This is a genomic window from Polyangium fumosum (assembly GCF_005144585.1).
GTDB lineage: Bacteria > Myxococcota_A > Polyangia > Polyangiales > Polyangiaceae > Polyangium > Polyangium fumosum.
In genome coordinates this window covers 28,777-47,501 of record NZ_SSMQ01000038.1, presented here as the reverse complement: position 1 = coordinate 47,501, position 18,725 = coordinate 28,777, and the positions used below count along the sequence as shown (strand labels likewise).

Genomic DNA, 18,725 nt, shown 5'->3' with positions numbered 1-18,725 from the left:
GGCGTCGCCGGAAGGTGTGTGACATGACGCACTCTGTTGGTGCGTTCGTTAAATGAAAACGATTTTCATTGTCGCTTTCAAGGCGTCGCAGTAGGTTCCGTCCCCATGAGTCGTTACACAGGTCCCCGCGTTCGCGTGATGCGCGCCCTGGGCTGCGATCTGCCGGGATTTTCGCGCAAGAAGATCGAGCGACGTCCGTACCCGCCCGGCCAGCACGGGCAGGCGCGGCACAAGCTCTCCGAGTACAAGGTCCGCCTGATCGAGAAGCAAAAGCTTCGGTTTGGCTACGGCGTCAGCGAGGTCCAGCTCCGGCGCCTCATGGTCGAAGCCGGGCGAAGCAAGGCCGCGCCCGGCGAGAAACTCATCGAGTTGCTCGAGCGACGCCTCGACAACGTCGTGTTCCGCGCGGGTTTCGCGCGCACGATTCCCGCCGCGCGGCAGCTCGTCTGCCATGGCTTCGTGCACGTCAACGGGCAACGCGTCGACGTCGCCTCGTTCCGGGTCAACCAGGGGCAGACGATTTCGCTCGTGCCCAAGGTCTGGAAAAACCCGCACGTGCTCGCCGCGATCGCGGACGAGACGATCCTGCATGCGTCGTGGTTGAACGTCGACAAGGGCACGTTCAGCGCCAAGGTCGCGGCGATGCCGGATTCCACGTCGGCGTTGTTCCCGGTCGACGTGCAGCGGGTCGTCGAGTTCTACTCGCTCCGTCTCTGAGGCTCCTAGGGCCGATCCGATCCCTCCACCGCGGGCGGCGACCACGCGAGCCACGCGATGCACCCCGGCAAGATCCACACTCCCACCACGAGAAAGGGCAGCGTGTAGCTGCCCGACGTGTCGATCAGCTTGCCCACGATCGGGGCCGTGACGATGTACGCGATCGACTGCGCGGCCGCCGCGACGCCGCTCGCCGCCGAGGCGACCGAGGGCGAGACACGCGCGAGCATGTCCGCCGTGAGCAGCGCGAAGATCCCGCCGCCGCCGGCGAGGCCGAGGCCGCCGAGCACCATCGACTCGACCGGCGTGCGGCCGAACGGCGTCGCCGCCGTGATGAGCGCGAAGAGCGTCGCGACGGCGAAGAGGACACGATCGGGCGCGCCGTCCACGCGGGATCGGGCGCGCACGCTGGCGAAGTGGCCGAAGAGGATCGAGCCGGCGTCGAAGAGGACGAGCGGGATCACGAGGTACGGACCCACGTTCGCCTGCGCGATGTGGTGCGACGCCACGAGATATTTGGAGCCCCAATTGAGCAGGAACCCGATCGCGGGCGCCGACGCCAGGATCGCGAGCGTAGCGCGCAGCACCGCGGGGTGCGTCACGACCAACCGCGCGCTCGGGCGTTTTCCCGAGGCCGTGGGCGCCGCGTCGAGCACCTCGCGCGCCGGGCTCCGCCACGCGAGCAGGAGCCAGAGCGGCACCCACGCGAGCCCCACGATCGCCGTGCCGAGGAACGCGATCCGAAGGCCCCAGTTCTTCTCCAGGAACGGCGCGAGTTGCGGCGCGACGATGGCGCCGAGGGAGCTGCCCGTGAACAGGAACCCGAAGCCGCGGGCGCGATCGGCCGGCGGGAGCACGCGCTGGATGGTCTGCGCCGCGCCGGGGAACGAAGGGGATTCGGTGAGGCCGAGGGCGATGCGCAAGAAGAGCAGGCCCGCATAACTCGGCACGAGCGCGTGCGCGGCGGCGACGAGCGACCACGCGACGACGGCGCCAAGCAGGCCCCGACGCGCGCCGAGGTGATCGACGAGCCAGCCTGCGAACGGAGCGCCCGCGAGGTAGGCGACCGAGAAGGCCGAGACGAGCCAGCCGTACTGCGCGTCCGAGAGGTCGAAGACCTTCGAGACGGTCGGCGCGAGCGCGGCGAGGGCCTGGCGATCGACGTAGCTGACGGCCATCGTCAGGGTCGCGGTGAGCGCGAGGGCCCAGGCGTGGGGTCGCGAAAGGGCAGGGGAGGCGAAGGGGCTGGGCGCGTTCGTCACGGGCGGCGGGATGCTCGCATGGAACCGGTCTTCTCGGGCGCATCATGGACGCGGCGCGGCCCTGCGGGTACACCCCCGGCATGCGCCAGCCGATCGCGATCGGGGTGGATCTGGGCGGCACGAAGATCGAGGCCGTCGTGCTCCGGGAGGCGGAGAAAGACGCGCCGGCCGTGGACCTTCGCCGACGTGTCCCGACGCCGCGCGAGCGTGGCTACGAGGGCATCCTCGAAGCCGTCGCGGCGCTCGTGCACGACGTCGCTGCGGAAGCGAACGTCGACGTGAAGACGATCCCGCTCGGCGTGGGCATGCCGGGCGGCGTGACGGGCGCGGGCCTCGTGAAGAACTCGAACACGATCTGCCTCAACGGCCGCCCTTTTCGCGCGGATCTCGAGCGCTTCCTGGATCGATCGATCGTCTTCGACAACGACGCGAACTGTTTCGCGCTCGCCGAGGCGCGGCTCGGCGCGGCCTCCGCGCACGTGGGCGGCGTCGTCTTCGGCGTGATCCTCGGGACCGGCGTGGGCGGCGCCCTCGTCCTCCGCGGGCAGGTTTGGCCGGGCGAACACGGCATCGCCGGCGAGTGGGGCCACCACGCCGTGTTCCCTGACCGCGGGCCTGTCTGCTACTGCGGGCATCGCGGCTGCCTCGAGCTCTTCGCGAGCGGGCCCGCCGTCGAGGCGGACTATACGCGCCGCGCGGGCCGCCCCCTTTCGGCCTCCGAGATCGCCGCGCGCCGCGCCGAGGATCCTCACGCCGCGGCTGCGATCGAGGGGTTTCTCGAAGCGTTTGCCCGCGGCCTCGCGAACGTGATCGACATCGTTGATCCGAGCGCCATCGTCCTCGGCGGCGGCCTTTCGAACCTGAACGTTCTCTACGACGAGGGCCGCGATCGCGTGGCCGCGCTCGTGTTCAACGACGAGCTCCGCACGCCGATCCTGAAGAACGAACTCGGCGACAGCGCGGGCGTGATCGGCGCGGCCTTGCTGGCGATCTAGGCGAAGCGCGACGCTTCCGCCGGCTTCACGCCGAGCGCTTCGAGCGCCGAGCCGAGCTTCGATCGGTGGATCGACACGACGGTCGGCATGCCGCCGGAGATCCCGAACTTCTCCAGGAAGTTGATCCCGCTGTCGAACGCGGCCGCGAACGTCACGTTGTCCCCGTCGATCACGGCCGACACGCTCGCCCGCTCCTGCCCGACGAGGAGCAGCAACGTCTTGTCGTATGGGCCTCGCCGCGACGTCGCGTCGACGATCACGATCCCGGGCTCGACACGTTCGAACGACTTCGCGAGCCTACGCGATTCGGCTTCGAGCGGCGCGAGCTCTGCGCCGGCGGCGTCGATCGGCTGCCAGAGCGACGCGTCGGTGAGACCCGTCGCGAGGTGCCGCACGATGAGCCCGAAGAGCGCGTGATCCCGCGGCCGCGCGCGGAGCGCCCGATCGATGCGCTGCGCGATCGGGCCTGGCGTGCCGATCCGTGTGTCGATCGCCCGCGCGTCTGCATCGCAGCCCGGATACGGCTCCTCGCCGCCGCGCAGCCACTTGGCCCCGCTCGCCAGGCCGTCGAAATCCACGTGGCAGACGAGCGTGTCGATGCGACCGGCGCGCGCCACGACCTCGGGCGTGATCATCTCCGGGCAGGCGCCGTGCTCGGCCTTCGTGGAAAGCACGAATCGCGCGTCCTCGACGTACCGCGCGTGGTGCAGGCTATCGTGGTGATCGACCCAGGCACGAAGCCGCGATCCGAGCGCCTCGATGAACGGCAACGTCACCGTCTCGAAGCTCTTGCCCCCCGCCTCCGAGGCGAAGGCGATGTCCAGGACCGCCACATTTCCGCGGAGATCCTTGGCTTTGGGCAGCTTCCGTGGGGAAGCAAACGAAAGCTCGACGGGTTGCATCATCCTTCGCTCGGTTGCGTCCTTCGTGTCATTTCCCTGCATCCGACTCGGCTGAAACTCGCACTGGGGAGACGGACATGAAACGTGGATTCTTAGCATGGGGTGGGGCTCTCGTCGGTCTCTGGCTGCTCGCCGGAGCTGGCGGCGCGCCCGCGGCCCACGCGGACGAGGCTGCGGCAGCAGCGGAGCCCACGGTCACAGCGCCCACCTGCTCGATCAAAGGCACCTACCCTCCCTCCAAGAACACCAAACTCTTCGACGCGTCGAGCGGCGGCAACCTCATCGCCACGCTGACCGGCGCGTACATCCCGATGACGCTGAGCGAGATCCCGTTCGACCCCGCGGCCGGTCGAGCGCGGCTCGCGACCTCCGCAGGCAGCGGCGCGATGCGGCTCGAAGGGTACGTCGCGCCCGCGGACATCTCGCTCTTTACGACGCGCGATATCTCGGTCTACGGCGGGCACGTCTGGATCGCGAGCGCGCAAAAGGTGAAGCTCGTCAAGGCCAGCCTCAACTCGCTCACCGTGGAGATCCCGATCGGCGGCACGTTGAACCAGAGCGTGCGGGCGACGGCGCCTTGCGACGCGTTCGTCCTCGCGAAGGGCACCGTGTCGCCGTTCGAGGTCCCCGGCAATGGCCGCGGGTACATGACCAAGAAGCAGAAGATCGAGCTCTTCGACAAGCCGAACGGCGACGTCGTCCTCTCGCTCGACATGATGGAGGGCGCGGGGCAGCTCTTCTGGAGCACGGAGATGAAGCTCGGCTTCGTGCACGTGATGTCGCGCAGCGATCTCACCATCGACGCGTGGGCGCGCCTGCGTGATCTCGACCCGCTGAAGAAGGGCGAGATGCAGGACCAGTACATCCCGCCCACGACGCAGATCGCCGGCGCGCAGCTCACGTTCGACAAGCCCCCGCCCCTCGTGCGCGCCTCCAAGGAGATCCCGATCCGCGCCAAGCGCGACGACAAGGCGAAGCCGATCGGCGTGATCGAGGCGGATACCGAGATCTACGTGCTCGAGACGGTCGCAGGCTGGACGAACGTCCTGCCGAAGCACCTTGGGATCGTCCCGCCCGACGACGGCGGCTTCTGGATCCCGTCGAGCGAAGTCCCGAAATAACCACGGCCGTTGCAGCGCTGGCCCCACCGCGGCAAGGATGCGGGCATGCGGCTCCGCACAGCGCTCCCCGCCCTCGTCACGCTCGCCACAGGCACGCTCGTCCTCGCGACGTCCGAAGCAGCGCCCGAACCAGGCACCTCCAAGGATTCGATCGTCGCCCCCGCTGTGGCCGGGCAGCAAGCGCTGGCCGTGCGCGCGTCGAAGGCGGGCATCGTCGCGCGCGTCTGTGCGAAGGAGGCCGACTGCGACGCGGCGTCGGGCGCGACGATCGAGCTTCCTGGCGGGGCCCTCGATCTCGTCGCGAAGGGCGCGAAGCTCGAGACGAGGACGCTCGCGGGCGGGCGGCAGATCGTGCGTGTCGTCGCCGGCGGAGGCGCCGGCGGCGCGAGCTTCGTGGCGCTGCTCGCCGCGCCGCTCGCGGGCAAAGGTGACGCGCCGATCACGCTGTGGACCGGCTTCACGGGCCTCGCGAAGGGCGAACACGGCGAGGAGCGTGTGTCCGTGCTCGTCGAAGAGCCGCTGGAGAAAGGCGTCCGGATCGTGGTGGGCGAGCAGCGCGATGACGTCACGGTGTGCGGCCGGCCCGCGCTCGTCTCGGCGCGCGAGGTCGATCCGCAGACGATGACGCTGAAGCGCGGCGCGAGCGTGCAGAACCTTTCCGGCAAGGAGCGCGCGGAGGCGACGAAGCTCGTGGCGCCCCCCGCGCCCGGGGACAAACCCCGGCCGCTCGTGCCGCTCCTCGTGGCGCGCACGGCGTCGAGCGCGGTGGGAAAATCGTTCGCGACGCTGACGGACGGGGATCCAGAGACGACGTGGTCCGAGGCGAAAACAGGGCCGGGGCGCGGCGAGTTCGTGACGTTCTCGTCGGCGAGCGAGGTGCCGATCACGTCGCTCGACATCGTCGTGCGCCCGCCGAAGGCCGAAGTGGCCGGCGGCGTCGCGCCGAAGAGGATCTATCTCGCCACGCCGGAAAAACTCTACGAGGTGAGCTTCCCGGAGGACGCGTTCAAGAAGGCAGGCGCGCGGTACGAGGTGAAGCTCCCCGCGCCGATCGCGGCCACGTGCTTGTCGGTCGTGCTCGATGCGGCATACGCGCCGGAGAGCGCGGCGGACGCGCGCGTGACGATCGCCGAGATCACGGCGCGCACAGCGTTCGACGAGAGCTCGCCCGAGGCGCTCGTGGGCGCGCTCGCGGGCGGGAGTGAAAGGTCGAAGGGCGCGGCGGCGCTGCTCGCGCGGGGCGGCAGCGCCGCGGTGAAGGCGACGATCCAGGGCTACGACAAGCTCGACGACGCCGGCAAGCAGCTCGCCGAGGGCGTGATCGACGCGGCCCCGTGCGCCGACCAGGCGCCGTTTTGGACACGCGTGATGCAAGCCGAGCTCGAAAAGAAGCGCCCGAAGCACGCCCCCGAGGAGCCGGCGCTCGTGCACGCGCGGGATCGCCTGCGCCGCTGCGGGCGCGCGTCGGCCGCTTCGCTCGCGGAGCTCGTGGCGAAGGGCGAAGGCAAGGTCCGGATCGAGGCCGCATCCGAGCTCTCGCTCATCGCGCCGGCCGAGGCGATCCCCCTGCTCGTGGATGCGCTCGCCATCCCGGACGACGCGCTCCGCCGCGAGTTTCGCGGCTCGCTCGCGCACGCGGCCAAGAGTGAGCGGGCGCTCGGGGCGCTCGGCGTGGAGCTCGAAAAGGAGCGGTTCGCGGGGCGCAGCGAGGTCGCGCGGATCGATCTGCTCCGCGCGCTCGGGGCGCGCATCGGCCTCGTGCCGGGCGCGCGAGAAGCGTTTGCCTCGCTGGCGACGGAAGGCGCGTCGTTCCGCACGCGCTACCTCCTGCTCGGGCCCGCGGCCGATCTCGCGCGCGCCGGGGACAAGGGCGCCGAGGCGTTCCTCGTGGCGGCGCTGCGCAAGGATCCCGATCGGCACGTGCGGATGCGCGCCGCCGAGGTCGCGTACCGCGCGCCGCAGCTCTTGCCCTTGCTCCTCGAAGCGTCCGAGGATCCGGAGGTGCGCGTGCGCGACGCCGTGGTCCTTTCGCTCGGCGCGCGTGGACGATCGGACGAGGCCCCGCCCGCGGCGCTCGTGACCACGCTAGGCAAGCGGCTCGCGCAGGATCCGTTCACGTTCGTACGGACGAACGCGGCGCGCGGCCTCGGCGAGATGCCGAGCACGAAGGCCGGGGACGCAGCGCTCGCCGCAGCGCTCGGCGACGCCTCGCCGGAGGTCCGCGGCCGCGCGCTCGACGGCCTCGGCGCGCATCAGGCGACGGCTTACCTCGGCCCGATCCGCGAGCTCGCCGCGAACGACGAGGAGTTTGTCGACGTGCGCGCGCGGGCGATGCTGGCGCTCGCGGCGATGTGTGATCGTTCCCAAGTGGACGCGTGGACGAAGCTCGCGCGGAACACGCCGGTCGCCATGAGCGAAAGGGAGCGCACCCTCGGCGCGGCGGCGATCGCGGCGCTCGGGGACATAAAACCGCAGGATCTCCGCGCGAGGCTCGCGCCGCTCCTCGATCCGAAGGTCCCGCGCAACGTGCGGGAGCTCGCGCGGGCGGCCCTCGAAGCGACGTCCAAGTGCAAGTGATCGCTACTTTTTTGGGTGTCCTAAGCCCGGGACGGAGGCTCCTCCGCGGGGCACGCACCGCGCGGTAGCGGTGGCCCTTCGATCCGTGTAATTTCAGGGGAGGCAGGGAGCGGAGGAACCAAGGGCCAAGTGAGTAACCCCGCCGAGAACATCAAGCCCGGCACCGTCATCGCCGATCGGTACCGCGTCGTGCGCCAGCTCGGGCGCGGCGGCATGGGCTCGGTGTTCCTCGTCGAGCACGTCCACACGGACGAACAGCTCGCCCTCAAGATCCTGCACTCGGCCGTGATCTCGGACGCCGTGGCGCTCGAGCGCTTCCGTCGCGAGGCGCGCACGCCGGCGCGGATCAACAGCGATCACGTCGTCCGCGTGACCGACGCGGACATCGCGGCGAACCTGAACGGCGCGCCCTTCCTCGTGATGGAGTACCTGCGCGGTGAGGACCTCGATCAGCGCATCGAGCGCGTGGGGCCGATCCCGCCGACCGACGTGGTCCTCTACCTGCGCCAGGCGGCCCGCGCGCTCGACAAAGCCCACGCCCTCGGCATCGTCCACCGCGATCTCAAGCCCGAGAACCTGTTTCTCACGACGCGCGAGGACGGCACGCCCTGCATCAAGATCCTCGACTTCGGCATCGCCAAACTCACGGGCGAGGCCTCGCGCGAGCTCGTCCGTGCGGCCGCGACCACGACGGGCCAGATCTTCGGCACGCCGCTCTTCATGTCGCCCGAGCAGGCGAAAGGCGAGTCGTCGAAGATTTGTGGTCAAACGGATGTCTGGGCCCTCGGGCTCATCGCGCACCGCCTCCTCACGGCCCGCGACATCTGGACGGCCGAGACGATCACGCACTTGATCGCGCAGATCGCGTACGAGCCCATGCCCGTGCCGAGCGAGCACGGCGCGCCCTTCGGCCACGACTACGACGACTGGTTCGCCGTGTGCTGCGCGCGCGACGTGAAGAAGCGCTACGCCTCGGCCGGCGAGGCGGTCACCGCGCTCGCAAAGTCGCTCGGCGTGATCGAGACGTTCCCCGGCCCGGGCAGCGGACCGGATCGGATCACCGGGCGCTTCATCATCGACTCGAAGCTCCTCACCCCGCCCGCGTCCACGGCGGCGGCCTCGACGCTCAGCGCCTCGCAGCTCAGCCTGCTCGGCGAGCCTCCGCCCACCGATCCTGCGCCGCCCATGCTCACGCCGCAGGAGACGCAGCGCAAGAGCTCCGCCGGGCCGCTCACGCTCACGGGCATGAAGCTCGGCACCGCGCCGTCGCGCAAAACCAGGGTCCTGCGCGCCGCGGCCGTCGCGCTCCTCGTGGGCGCGTCGCTCGGAGGCGCGGTGCTCTGGTTCCTGCGTGCTCCGCTGATGAGCGCGGAGGACCCGAGCATGCGGCCCGCCTCGCCCGACGTGAAGTCGACCGCGCCGCCGCTGCTGGTCACGGTGGTGCCGCTCAACGACGCGCAGCACACTGTGATGAACCCGACGCCGCCGCCCTCGTCCACGTCGACGCACCCGCAGATCGCGGACGCGGGGGTGGGAGACGCTGCGCCCACGGCGACCACGAGACCGCCGTTTCCCCACCCGACCGCGACGACGACCTACCCGTTCAAGGGGACCGTGGGTCCGCGCAACAACAAGCCGTTCGATCCGCTCTCGGGGCGGCACTGAGGCGCGCCTACCGTTTCTTCGGCTTCCCCGGGGAGCTGGGGTATAGGGTACGCTGAAGTGCGAACGATCCTGCTCCCTCGGGGGCGGTCTTCTCGGATGGAACACTCTCGCATGCAGGGCCCACTGCCTGGTCGGACAACGCCACGCGCGTCACGAGCGCGCGGTGCCGCGTTGCGCGTGGGTTCGGCCGCCGCCCTCGGCCTCGGGCTCGTGCTCGGTTCGTCCGTCGCGCGGGCGAACGATCCGGCCGCCGCCGACGCCTTGTTCCAGGCCGCGAAGAAGCTCATGAGCGAGAAGAACTTCGCGGAGGCGTGCCCCAAGTTCGACGCGAGCTACAAGCTCGATCCGACGCTCGGCACGCTGCTCAACCTCGCCGATTGTTACGAGAAGTTCGGCCGCACCGCGACGGCGTGGTCGACGTGGGGCGAGGCCATGGAGAAGGCGCTGCGCGACGGGGACAAACGCGCCGACTTCGCCAGGAGCCGCCGCGACGCGCTCTTCCCGAAGCTGCCGAAGGTCGTCATCAACGTGCAGAACGAGGTCCCGGGCGTGGACATTCTGTGGGACCAGGTGAAGCTCGCGCCCGCGGTCTTCGGCGTGGAGCTGCCCGCGGATCCGGCCGAGCACGACCTCCTCGTCCTGCGTGACGACGGCATGAAGCTCAAGGAAGAGCGCGTGCGCATCACGCAAGAAGGCGCTCGCACCGAGCTCACGCTCGACATCGAGGCGCTCGACAAGGCGAACCCGCGCAAGGTGAAGGTCGTCGAGCCGCCGCCGCCTCCGCCGCCGGGGTCGAGCAAGCAGCGCGTCGCGGGGCTCGTCGTCGGCGGCTTCGGCGCCGCGGCGCTCATCGCCGCCGGCGCGCTCGAAGGCGTGGCGCTCGCCAAGCGCGGCGCCGCGAGCGACAGGTCGGCCTGCGTGAACAAGTTCTGCACGCCCGACGGTCTCGCCGCGATTTCCTCGGCGCAGACGTTCGCCGAGGCAGGGCAGTGGATCGGCCTCGGCGGCATCGTCGCAGCGGCCGTCGGCATCACGCTCCTCATCACGGCGCCCCCGGCGGCTCCGTCGCCGCGCCCCGCGACGGGCGTCGTCGTCCCGCGCCCGATGTGGGTGGCCCCTTGGGCCGGGCCGAACGGCGGCGGCCTCGTCGTGGGGGGCGCGTTGTGAAGCGGCCCCTCGGCGCGAGGATCAGCGCGCTCCTCGTCGTGTTCGGCCTCATCGGCGGGTGCGCGACCGTCCTCGATCTAGAGGGCTACCAGGACGCCGCGGCCTCGCTCTGCACGTGCCCCGGCTTCGAGCAGGTCGCGTCGTGCGCGGCGAGCGCGCAGGCGCGCATCTCGGCGGCTTCGGAGGGAGAGCGCACGGCGTTCCTCGACACGTTTGAAAAGAAGCAGTGCGGCACGATCTGCGAGCACGCGGCCGAGTGCTACGCCGCGATCCCCGGCTGCCAGGGCGAGAGGCCCGGGTGCGAGTGCTGCCCGTGGAACAACTCGGTGCTCGCGTGCTCGAGCTCGGACACCTGCCAGACGTGCCGCACCTGCTTCGAGCTCGCCACCGCGCAGGGCGACGGCATGACGTACGAGTGCGCGCTCGGCCGGGGGCGCCTCAAGGAGCTGCGCGACTGCGCGTGCTCCCTGTGCACGGACGACTGCACCGGGTTTTGCCAGAACATCGAGCTGCTCACGGCTGATCCGCAGGACACGTGTCACTCGTGCCTCGAAAAGAGCTGCAAGCCATCGCTCGACGCGTGCTTCAGCGACAAACCTTAGGGGGACCCGCACGTGCATGCCGGATCGCCTCGCCGCGAACCTTCGTCCTCTCGAAGCGCCATGATCCGGCCTCGCCGCGTGCTCGGCGTGCTCCTCGCCGCGCTCTTCTCGTTCGGCGCCGCGAGCTGCCTCGGCGTCCTCGACCTCGACGGGTACGCCTCCGCGCCCGTGGTGCTCTGTGATTTGCTCGAGCGTTGTTACGGCGAGGCGGGCTTCGCCAAGTGCCAGGGCCACGTGAGCTCGCAGCTCGCGGTGGCGACGGCCGAGGGCAAGGAGAGCTTCCTCGATGGGCTCTCCAAATGCCTCGTGGACTGCAAGTCCGCGCGCCGTTGCCTCGACATGCCCCCGATCTGCCGCGACCCTCGGCAGAGCTGCACGACGAACGAGCAGTGCTGCGGCTTCTCGGGCGGCCTCGCCGTCTGCAGTCGGCAGAGCTGTTGCCAGACCACGGGCTCGTCCTGCGCGTCCGACGTCGACTGCTGCACTGGCAAGTGCGAAGGCGATCCGCCGACCTGCGGCGGCACCCCGTGTGTCGTATCCGGAGAGCCCTGCGCCGAGAGCTTCGAGTGCTGCAGCGGCGTGTGCCTCGCCTCGGGCGTGTGCAGCGAGGACACCTGCTTCCCCGATGGGTTTAGCTGCATGGCCGACGTCGACTGCTGCTCGGGCCTCTGCACCCAGGGCACGTGCACCCAGCCCGCCTGCACGCAGAACGACGCGCCTTGCCTCGCGGACGGCGAGTGCTGCAACGCCGCCGGCTGCGACGAGGCGCTCGGCATCTGCGGCGACGCGGGCTGCCTCCCGCTCTCGGCGCCTTGCTCCCCGACGGGGCCCGATCCGTGCTGCGGCGACCTCTTCTGCAAGCCCGGCCTCGAGCGCTGCGTGGAGCCCTCGTCGTGCACCGAGACCGGCCAGAACTGCGGCTTCGACGACGAGTGCTGCACCCTGCACTGCCAGGGCACGTGCCAGTGCGCGAACGACGGCGAGGGCTGCTACGAGAGCTACTCCTGCTGCAGCGGCGTCTGCATCAACGGCCAGTGCGGGCAGTGCAGGCAGGAGGGCAGCCCCTGCTCGAAGGCCTCGGAGTGCTGCGCGGGCATCTGCAACGCCGGCGCGTGCTGCAAGAACTCCGGCTGCAACCACAGCATCTGCCAGCCCGGCGAGGCGCTGACCCCGACGAGCTGCAACGAGAGCGCGGTCGAGATCCAGTGCATCCGGGCGATCTGCGCGAACGATCCGTATTGCTGCTGCGCGACCTGGGACGACAACTGCGTCGGGCAGGTCGCCGCGGTGTGTGGTCTTTCGTGCCCCGCGGGGCCTTGAGTTTTTCCGGCCGCCCGCTGGATCTCGGCCTTCCCGTGCCGCGCCGGTTTCGTCTTTTCGGCTCCGTGGCCTGGTGCTACGCCCTCGGCGTCATGGGCCCCACCCGCACCCACCTCCGCCTCGCATGACGAAAACCGGCTGGACGATGCGCCTCGGGGAGGCGTGCGTGCTCGCGCTCGCGGTCGCGGCGTTTTCGGCCGTGCCCACCGCGCTCCGGACGAGCGGCGCGGGCGGGACGCTCCTCGACGGCTTGCTCGTGGGAACGGCGGCGCTCCTGCCCGTCGTCACGCTCTCCATCGTGCTCCTGCGCGCCGCGGGGCGTGGCCTGCGGGGCGTGATCGGCGCGGGCGCCGGGCCCACGGCGGCGCTCGGGATCGCGCTCTGGATCGGCCTCGCGCTCCCGGCGCTCGCGGTCCTCGCGGGGCTGCTGAAGGCCCTCACGCACCATCGTGGCCTCGGCGGCGCCACGTTCGGCATGCTCGGCGCGTTCGTCGTGGTCGCCTGCGCCCTCGTCGCGCGTCGCATGGTCGAGGCTGGCCAGGGGCTCGTCGCGCGCGGCGTTCGCCCGCTCTACGTCGCGGCGGGCGGCGCCGTCGTCTCGGTCCTGCCGCTGCTCGTCGTCGCGGCTTGGCTGTACCGCGCGTCGGGCGGCGCGGGCGCGGCGTCCGTGAGCGCGGCGCTCGTCGACCTCGCGATCGCCGTCCTCGCGACCGCGCTCGTCGCCTCGATCGAGCTGAGCGACAAACTCCTCAAGCTCGCCTCCGCGTTCGGCGTCCCGTTCGCGGCGGTCGTCATGATCGCGGCCTCGGCGCGCCTCGAATCGTATCCGCCGCTCGGGCGCGCGGTGCAGGCGGGCGGCGGCCTCGCGGCGACGATGCTCTCGGCCCTCGAGCGCTGGACCGATCGCGACGGCGACGGCATGGGCGCGCATTTCGGCGGCGGCGATTGCGACGAAGGAGATCCTCGCCGTCACCCCGGCGCCGAGGACGTGCCCGGCGACGGCATCGATCAGGACTGCAGCGGCGCCGACACGCCGCGCGCCGAGCCGCCGCCGAAGGCCCCCGCCGCCCCGGGCGCTGCGCCGCCCCCGTCCTCGGGTTCGCCTGCGCCTGCCGCGCCTGCGCCTGCGTCTGCGCCTGCGGGCAAGGCGCTCGATCCTTCACGCCCGGACATCCTGCTCATCACGCTCGACACCGTGCGCGCCGATCATACGAGCGTGTACGGCTACGACCAGAAGACCACGCCGCACCTCGAAGAGCTCGCCGCGAAGGGCGTCGTCTTCGACCATGCGTACGCCACGGGCAGCGACACCCAGCGCGCGCTCGCGCCGCTCGTCTCGGGCAAACCTCTCTCGCAGACCCCGCACAACCGCCGCGAGTGGCCCACGCTGGCCGATGAAATCGACACGGTCGCCGAGCGCATGAAGCGGGCCGGGTACGCGACGGCCGCGGTCGTCTCGTTCACGTGGCTCAGCGAGGATCGTGGCTTCGCGCAGGGCTTCGATCGCTTCGAGCCCGTCTATCGCGAGGAGCACCCCGAGCGCAGCGTCACCGGCGCGCTCGCCACGCGCGCGGCCCTCTCCGTCCTCGAAGACCTCGGCAAGAAGGACGCGCCGATCTTCCTCTGGATCCACCTCTTCGACGCGCACGAGCGGTACCTCGAGCACGCGGGCCTGCGCTTCGGCCGGGGCCAGCCGGGCCTCTACGACGGCGAGATCGCCTTCGTCGACAAGCAGATCGGGCAGATCGCGGCGTTCGTCTCGAAGTGGAGCCGCGCCTCGCGCGTCGCGTGGGTCGTCCACGGCTCCCACGGCGAGGGCTTCGACGAGCACGGCGAGAAGGGGCACGGCTCCGAGCTCTACGAAGAGATGATCCGCGTGCCTCTCGTCGTCGCCTTGCCCGGAGGACGTCCTGGTCGATTTGCCGAAGGCGCGGTCAGCACGCTCGACGTCGCTCCCACGGTGCTTGCCCTGGGCAACGCCCCGCTGGACGGCGTTTCGGGCATCTCGCTCCTGCCTCACGCGCGCCTCGAAGCGAACACGCCGCGTCGTCCTCCCGTGCTCGCGTATGCCTCGAAGCGGGTCGCCTTGATCGATTGGCCCCTCAAGCTCATGGTGATTGAGCGCAAGAAGCAGAACCGAAACTTCCTCTTCGATCTCGAAGCTGACCCGCGCGAGACGAAAGACCTCTCGGCCGACCGTCCGGACGATGTCGCCAAGCTCGTGAAGCTCGCCTCCGAGATTGCACCATCCCCCTAGCGAGGCGCGTCGAACCGTCATGCCCGCAGCCACCTCGTCCCCGCAGCTTGCCACCCCTCCTCCGGAGCCGACCCCGCGCGGATCACGCACGGTTCATGCCCTCGTGGGCGCGAGCGTGCTCGCGTGCGTCGTCGCTTCCGCCGTGGGCGTCGTCAAGTTCGTCGCCAAGCAGGATCTGCCGCTCTCGCTCGCGCTCGGCGCGATCCGCGGCATCGTCCCGCGCAAGCCCACGCACGAGTGGCGCCTCGTCGGGGGCAAGCACTGGCAGATCGTCGCGCCCTCCGCCGAGCCGACCGAGACCACGGACATGCTCGAAGCGAACCGCGGCGCCTGCCCGGGCGGCATGGTCGAGGTGAAGGGCACGATGAAGGTCGACCCCTCGGCGACGGCCGCCTACGACGGCAAATCGGTCGAGGAGCTGCAGAAGAAGACCTGCACGAAGTGGATCAACCGCGACTACCCCGAACGCTGCGCCGAGTTTGACCGGGACCAGTGGCTCACGCTCTCGAAGGAGCTGCCCACGAAGCCCATGCATTTCTGCATGGATCGCTTCGAGTACCCGAACCGGAAGGGGGACTATCCGGTCATCATGGTGAACTTCCACGAGGCGACCGAGCTCTGCGCCGAGCAAGGCAAGCGCCTCTGCGACGAGAACGAATGGACGTTCGCCTGCGAGGGCGAAGAGGCGCAGCCCTACCCGTACGGCTACGTGCGCGACACCGAGGCGTGCGTCATCGACAACAAGTGGCGCCCCTACAACGAGCGCGCCATGCAGCCCCGCGACGGCCTCGCCGCCATGAACGAGCTCGACCGCCTCTGGCAGGGCGTCCCTTCGGGCTCGCGCCCGCGGTGCAAGAGCCCGTTTGGCCTCTACGACATGACCGGCAACGTCGACGAGTGGACCAAGAACGTCCGGGCCTGGGAGGCCCACGCCTCCATCCTGAAGGGCGGCTACTGGGGCCCGGTGCGCACGCGGTGCCGGCCCTCCACGCGCTCGCACGACGAGAACCACACGTTCTACCAGCAGGGCTTCCGCTGCTGCGCAGGCGTCGGGACCACCCTCGAAGCCAAGAGCTTCAACGCGGATCCCGCCGTCGCGCCCCTGCCGCGGGAGCTCAAGTGAGCCGCGGGGCCTGTCGCGCCGCCCGCGCTGCTTTATCCTCGACCTCGTGACGACCTCCTCTGCGCCCCCGCCTCCTTCCCCCGAAGGCCGTGCTCCCGAGGAACAAGGCCCCGCGCCGCGCCCGGGGCGCTGGATCGACACGCTCACCACGCTCCTCCTCGTCGCGACCGCTTGCTTCGTCACCGTCTCCGCGGCGCCTGCGCTCCTCCGCGCCGCGGGCGTCGCGCCGTTCGGGCCTTCGGGCACGTTTCGCTCGCCCTTGCGAGGCCCCGGGGAGCCGCACCCGATCGGGGCCGGGCTCGCCGAGGACGACGAGGACGACGATCATGGCAGCGAACCCCTCCTCAGCCCGCGCTTCGACCCCTTGCGCGACACCCCACGCGCGTCGGGCTCGAGCGCGGACACGGCCGAACCCGACGAGGGCGCGCCTCGCGGGCGCATGCGCCCTGCGATCGTGCGTCGCAAGGCGACCTTGCGCCTCTCGGCCTCCGAAGAAGCCGATCCCACGGGGGAGGTCAACGTCGGGGATTCGGTCTTCGTCGTCCGGGAGCAGGGCGAGTGGGTCCTCGTCTTGCAAACCGGCGCCGAGGGTGTGCTCATGGGATGGACGCAGAGGAGCCAGCTTGCGATTCGTTGAAGATTCCATCCCGCGCGGCGCGAGAGGGGCCCGAGCATGAAGCGAGCATTTCGCGGCAGGATCATGACCGCGTCTTCGGGCGGCGAGGGCCTCCGCTACCTCGACGACGGCATCCTCGTGCTCGGCGAAGACGGCCGCATCGAGGCCGTCGAGCCCTGGACTGGCCCGCCGAACGGCGTCCTCGTGCGCGACGTTCGTCCGTGGCTCCTCGTGCCTGGGTTCGTCGACGCGCACCTGCATTACCCGCAGACCCGCGTCATCGGCAGCGCCACGGGCCCGCTCTTGCCGTGGCTCGAACGCACCGTCTTCCCCGAGGAAGCGCGCTTCCTCGACGAGCGCCACGCTTCGGCCGTCGCCGCCGAGCTCACGCAGCGGCTCGCGGCCGCCGGCACCACCACCGCCGTCCTTTATTCGAGCTCGAACCCCACGGCCACGCGCGTCCTCTTCGAGGCCCTCGCGCGGAGCGGCCATCGCGCCTTCGCGGGCCTGACCCTCATGGATCAGCATTGCCCCGACCCGCTCCGCGTCGACGCGGATCACGCGCTCGCCGCGTGTGCCGAGCTCGTCCGCGCCTACCATGGCCATGATCGCGGCCGCCTCTCCTTCGTGATCACCCCGCGCTTTGCGCCCACCTGCTCGCGCGCCTTGCTCGAAGGCGCGGGCCGCCTCGCCCAGGATCACGGCCTGTTCGTCCAGACGCACGTCGCGGAGAACCCCGACGAGTGCCGCGCGGCGCTCGCCGTGCACCCGTTCGCCAAGGATTACCTCGACATCTACGACCGCACGGGCCTGCTCGGCGAGCGCACGCTCCTCGCGCACGCCATTCACTTGTCGCCGGACGAATGGGATCGGATCCGCGATCGCGGCGCGCGCATCGCGCATTGCGCCGATTCGAACTTCTTCCTCGGCAGCGGCCGCATGCGCCTCGCCGACGCCCGCGCCCGCGCGATCCCCGTCGCGCTCGGCACCGACGTCGCCGCGGGCCGCACCTTCGACGTGCGCCGCATGATGTCCTCCACGTACGACAATGCGATGTGCCTCGGCGATCCGATCACCCCCGAGGACCTCTTCCGGCTCGGCACGCTCGGCGGCGCGGAGGCGCTCGGCATCGCGCGCGAGACCGGCAGCCTGGAGGCGGGCAAGGACGCGGACTTCTGCGTGATCGAGCTCGCCGCCTACGTACAGGAGCCGAACGACGTGCTCGCGCGGATCGTCTTCAGCAGCGACACGACGCCCGTGCGGGAGACGTACGTGCGGGGGAAGCGCGTCGTGGGCGGCTGAGCGAGCAGCGGAATGTCGTGGCGCGACAACCGCGCCGCTCGTTCAGGACCGACGCCCCTCGGTCACCATCTGCCACAAGGCGGCGATCAGCTCCGGCACGCCCTCGCCCGTCGCGGCGCTCACGAGGTGCAGCTCGATCTTCGCCCGCTTGAAGCGCTTTCGGATCGCCGGGTACGCCTCTTTCACTTCGGGCAGGTCCGCCTTCGAAAGCGCCACGATCTCCGGCCGCGCCGCGAGCGCCTCGCTGTATTTGGTGATCTCCTTCCGGATCGCCCGATAATCCTTCAACGGATCCCGACCCTCGCCCGGATCGATCGTCACGAGGTGCAAGAGCGCCCCCGTGCGTTCGAGGTGCCTCAAGAATCGTGTCCCGAGGCCTACGCCTTCGCTCGCGCCCGGCACGAGGCCTGGGATGTCGGCGACCACGAAATGCGTGCCGCCCGCCCGCCTCCCGCCGCCGATCTCCACGACCCCGAGCGACGGCGTCAGCGTCGTGAACGGGTAGTCCGCGATCTTCGGCCGCGCCTTCGACACCGCCGCGACGAACGTGCTCTTGCCTGCGTTCGGGAAGCCCACGAGCCCCACGTCGGCCAGCACCTTGAGCTCCAGCCGAAGCTCCCGCTCCTCGCCCGGGTCTCCCTTCTCGGCCCGCCGCGGCGCCCGCTCCTCCGCGCTCTTGAAGTGGATGTTGCCTCGACCCCCCTTGCCCCCGCGCGCCACGACCACACGCTGCTCGTGCGCCGTCACGTCCGCGAGGAGCTCGCCCGTCTCGCCGTCGTAGATCTGCGTACCGAGCGGCACGCGCTCCACGCGGTCTTCGCCCCCGCGCCCATGGCAGTCCGAACCTTGACCGTGCTCGCCTCGGTCCGCCTCGATCGTCCGCGCGTAGACGAAGTCGAGCAGCGTGCTCATCCCTTCGTCGCCGACGAGCACGACGTCTCCGCCGCGGCCCCCGTCGCCCCCCGAGGGGCCCCCGAAGGGCACGTACTTTTCCCGGCGGAAGGCAACGGACCCGTTGCCGCCGCTGCCTGCTACCACCTTGACCTTACACTCGTCGACGAACCGCATGGCGGCGCGGCTTCTACCACAATGATACGGA

At 70.6% G+C, this 18,725-nt stretch carries 15 protein-coding genes; 12 read left to right on the top strand and 3 right to left on the bottom strand.

The window, feature by feature from the left end:
- Nucleotides 1–105: 105 nt before the first annotated feature.
- The gene (gene rpsD, locus E8A74_RS30505; protein WP_136932624.1) at nt 106–717 is read left to right on the top strand and encodes a 30S ribosomal protein S4; all 612 of its coding nucleotides are present in this window, start codon (nt 106–108) and stop codon (nt 715–717) included.
- 5 nt (nt 718–722) lie between these two features.
- Here rpsD and E8A74_RS30500 read toward each other — a convergent pair whose 3' ends face one another.
- Nucleotides 723–1,979, bottom strand: coding sequence for an MFS transporter (locus E8A74_RS30500; RefSeq protein WP_136932623.1), 1,257 nt, complete (start codon nt 1,977–1,979; stop codon nt 723–725).
- Nucleotides 1,980–2,059: 80 nt separating this feature from the next.
- Here E8A74_RS30500 and E8A74_RS30495 point away from each other — a divergent pair, with 80 nt between their 5' ends.
- On the top strand, nt 2,060–2,974 hold the full coding sequence (locus tag E8A74_RS30495) for an ROK family protein (protein WP_136932622.1): 915 nt from the start codon (nt 2,060–2,062) through the stop codon (nt 2,972–2,974).
- On the opposite strand, the gene E8A74_RS30490 is transcribed toward E8A74_RS30495, so the two are convergent.
- The gene (locus E8A74_RS30490; RefSeq protein WP_232379820.1) at nt 2,971–3,879 is read right to left on the bottom strand and encodes a hypothetical protein; all 909 of its coding nucleotides are present in this window, start codon (nt 3,877–3,879) and stop codon (nt 2,971–2,973) included. The two genes, E8A74_RS30495 and E8A74_RS30490, sit on opposite strands and share 4 nt — an antisense overlap.
- A gap of 74 nt (nt 3,880–3,953) precedes the next feature.
- Here E8A74_RS30490 and E8A74_RS30485 point away from each other — a divergent pair, with 74 nt between their 5' ends.
- The 10 genes from E8A74_RS30485 to E8A74_RS30440 all read left to right on the top strand — a co-directional run bounded on the left by E8A74_RS30485 (nt 3,954) and on the right by E8A74_RS30440 (nt 17,626).
- Nucleotides 3,954–4,997, top strand: a complete 1,044-nt coding sequence (locus E8A74_RS30485) for a hypothetical protein (protein WP_136932621.1) — start codon at nt 3,954–3,956, stop codon at nt 4,995–4,997.
- 45 nt (nt 4,998–5,042) lie between these two features.
- Nucleotides 5,043–7,574, top strand: coding sequence for a HEAT repeat domain-containing protein (locus E8A74_RS30480; RefSeq protein ID WP_136932620.1), 2,532 nt, complete (start codon nt 5,043–5,045; stop codon nt 7,572–7,574).
- A 129-nt stretch (nt 7,575–7,703) separates the two neighbouring features.
- Entirely contained in the window at nt 7,704–9,239 is a 1,536-nt protein-coding gene (locus tag E8A74_RS30475; RefSeq protein WP_136932619.1) for a serine/threonine protein kinase, read from the top strand.
- 177 nt (nt 9,240–9,416) lie between these two features.
- Nucleotides 9,417–10,406, top strand: coding sequence for a hypothetical protein (locus E8A74_RS30470; protein WP_136932618.1), 990 nt, complete (start codon nt 9,417–9,419; stop codon nt 10,404–10,406).
- Nucleotides 10,403–11,008, top strand: a complete 606-nt coding sequence (locus tag E8A74_RS30465) for a hypothetical protein (RefSeq protein ID WP_136932617.1) — start codon at nt 10,403–10,405, stop codon at nt 11,006–11,008. The genes E8A74_RS30470 and E8A74_RS30465 overlap by 4 nt, the downstream gene beginning before the upstream one ends.
- A gap of 60 nt (nt 11,009–11,068) precedes the next feature.
- A complete protein-coding gene (locus tag E8A74_RS30460; RefSeq protein ID WP_136932616.1) occupies nt 11,069–12,328 on the top strand; it encodes a hypothetical protein in 1,260 nt (419 codons plus the stop codon).
- 124 nt (nt 12,329–12,452) lie between these two features.
- Nucleotides 12,453–14,585, top strand: coding sequence for a sulfatase-like hydrolase/transferase (locus E8A74_RS30455; protein WP_136932615.1), 2,133 nt, complete (start codon nt 12,453–12,455; stop codon nt 14,583–14,585).
- 103 nt (nt 14,586–14,688) lie between these two features.
- On the top strand, nt 14,689–15,708 hold the full coding sequence (locus E8A74_RS30450; RefSeq protein WP_170229489.1) for an SUMF1/EgtB/PvdO family nonheme iron enzyme: 1,020 nt from the start codon (nt 14,689–14,691) through the stop codon (nt 15,706–15,708).
- Nucleotides 15,709–15,754: 46 nt separating this feature from the next.
- The gene (locus E8A74_RS30445) at nt 15,755–16,345 is read left to right on the top strand and encodes a hypothetical protein (RefSeq protein ID WP_136932613.1); all 591 of its coding nucleotides are present in this window, start codon (nt 15,755–15,757) and stop codon (nt 16,343–16,345) included.
- 36 nt (nt 16,346–16,381) lie between these two features.
- On the top strand, nt 16,382–17,626 hold the full coding sequence (locus E8A74_RS30440) for a guanine deaminase (RefSeq protein WP_136932612.1): 1,245 nt from the start codon (nt 16,382–16,384) through the stop codon (nt 17,624–17,626).
- 42 nt (nt 17,627–17,668) lie between these two features.
- Here the strand turns inward: E8A74_RS30440 and obgE are convergent, their stop codons facing one another.
- On the bottom strand, nt 17,669–18,694 hold the full coding sequence (obgE, locus tag E8A74_RS30435) for a GTPase ObgE (protein WP_136932611.1): 1,026 nt from the start codon (nt 18,692–18,694) through the stop codon (nt 17,669–17,671).
- Nucleotides 18,695–18,725 lie beyond the last annotated feature (31 nt).

Coding starts and splice junctions, on each gene's coding strand:
- E8A74_RS30460 (WP_136932616.1), top strand. CDS start 11,069: ATGATCCGGCCTCGCCGCGTGCTCGGCGTGCTCCTCGCCGCGCTCTTC.
- rpsD (WP_136932624.1), top strand. CDS start 106: ATGAGTCGTTACACAGGTCCCCGCGTTCGCGTGATGCGCGCCCTGGGC.
- E8A74_RS30490 (WP_232379820.1), bottom strand. CDS start 3,879: ATGATGCAACCCGTCGAGCTTTCGTTTGCTTCCCCACGGAAGCTGCCC.
- obgE (WP_136932611.1), bottom strand. CDS start 18,694: ATGCGGTTCGTCGACGAGTGTAAGGTCAAGGTGGTAGCAGGCAGCGGC.
- E8A74_RS30480 (WP_136932620.1), top strand. CDS start 5,043: ATGCGGCTCCGCACAGCGCTCCCCGCCCTCGTCACGCTCGCCACAGGC.
- E8A74_RS30440 (WP_136932612.1), top strand. CDS start 16,382: ATGAAGCGAGCATTTCGCGGCAGGATCATGACCGCGTCTTCGGGCGGC.
- E8A74_RS30485 (WP_136932621.1), top strand. CDS start 3,954: ATGAAACGTGGATTCTTAGCATGGGGTGGGGCTCTCGTCGGTCTCTGG.
- E8A74_RS30455 (WP_136932615.1), top strand. CDS start 12,453: ATGACGAAAACCGGCTGGACGATGCGCCTCGGGGAGGCGTGCGTGCTC.
- E8A74_RS30495 (WP_136932622.1), top strand. CDS start 2,060: ATGCGCCAGCCGATCGCGATCGGGGTGGATCTGGGCGGCACGAAGATC.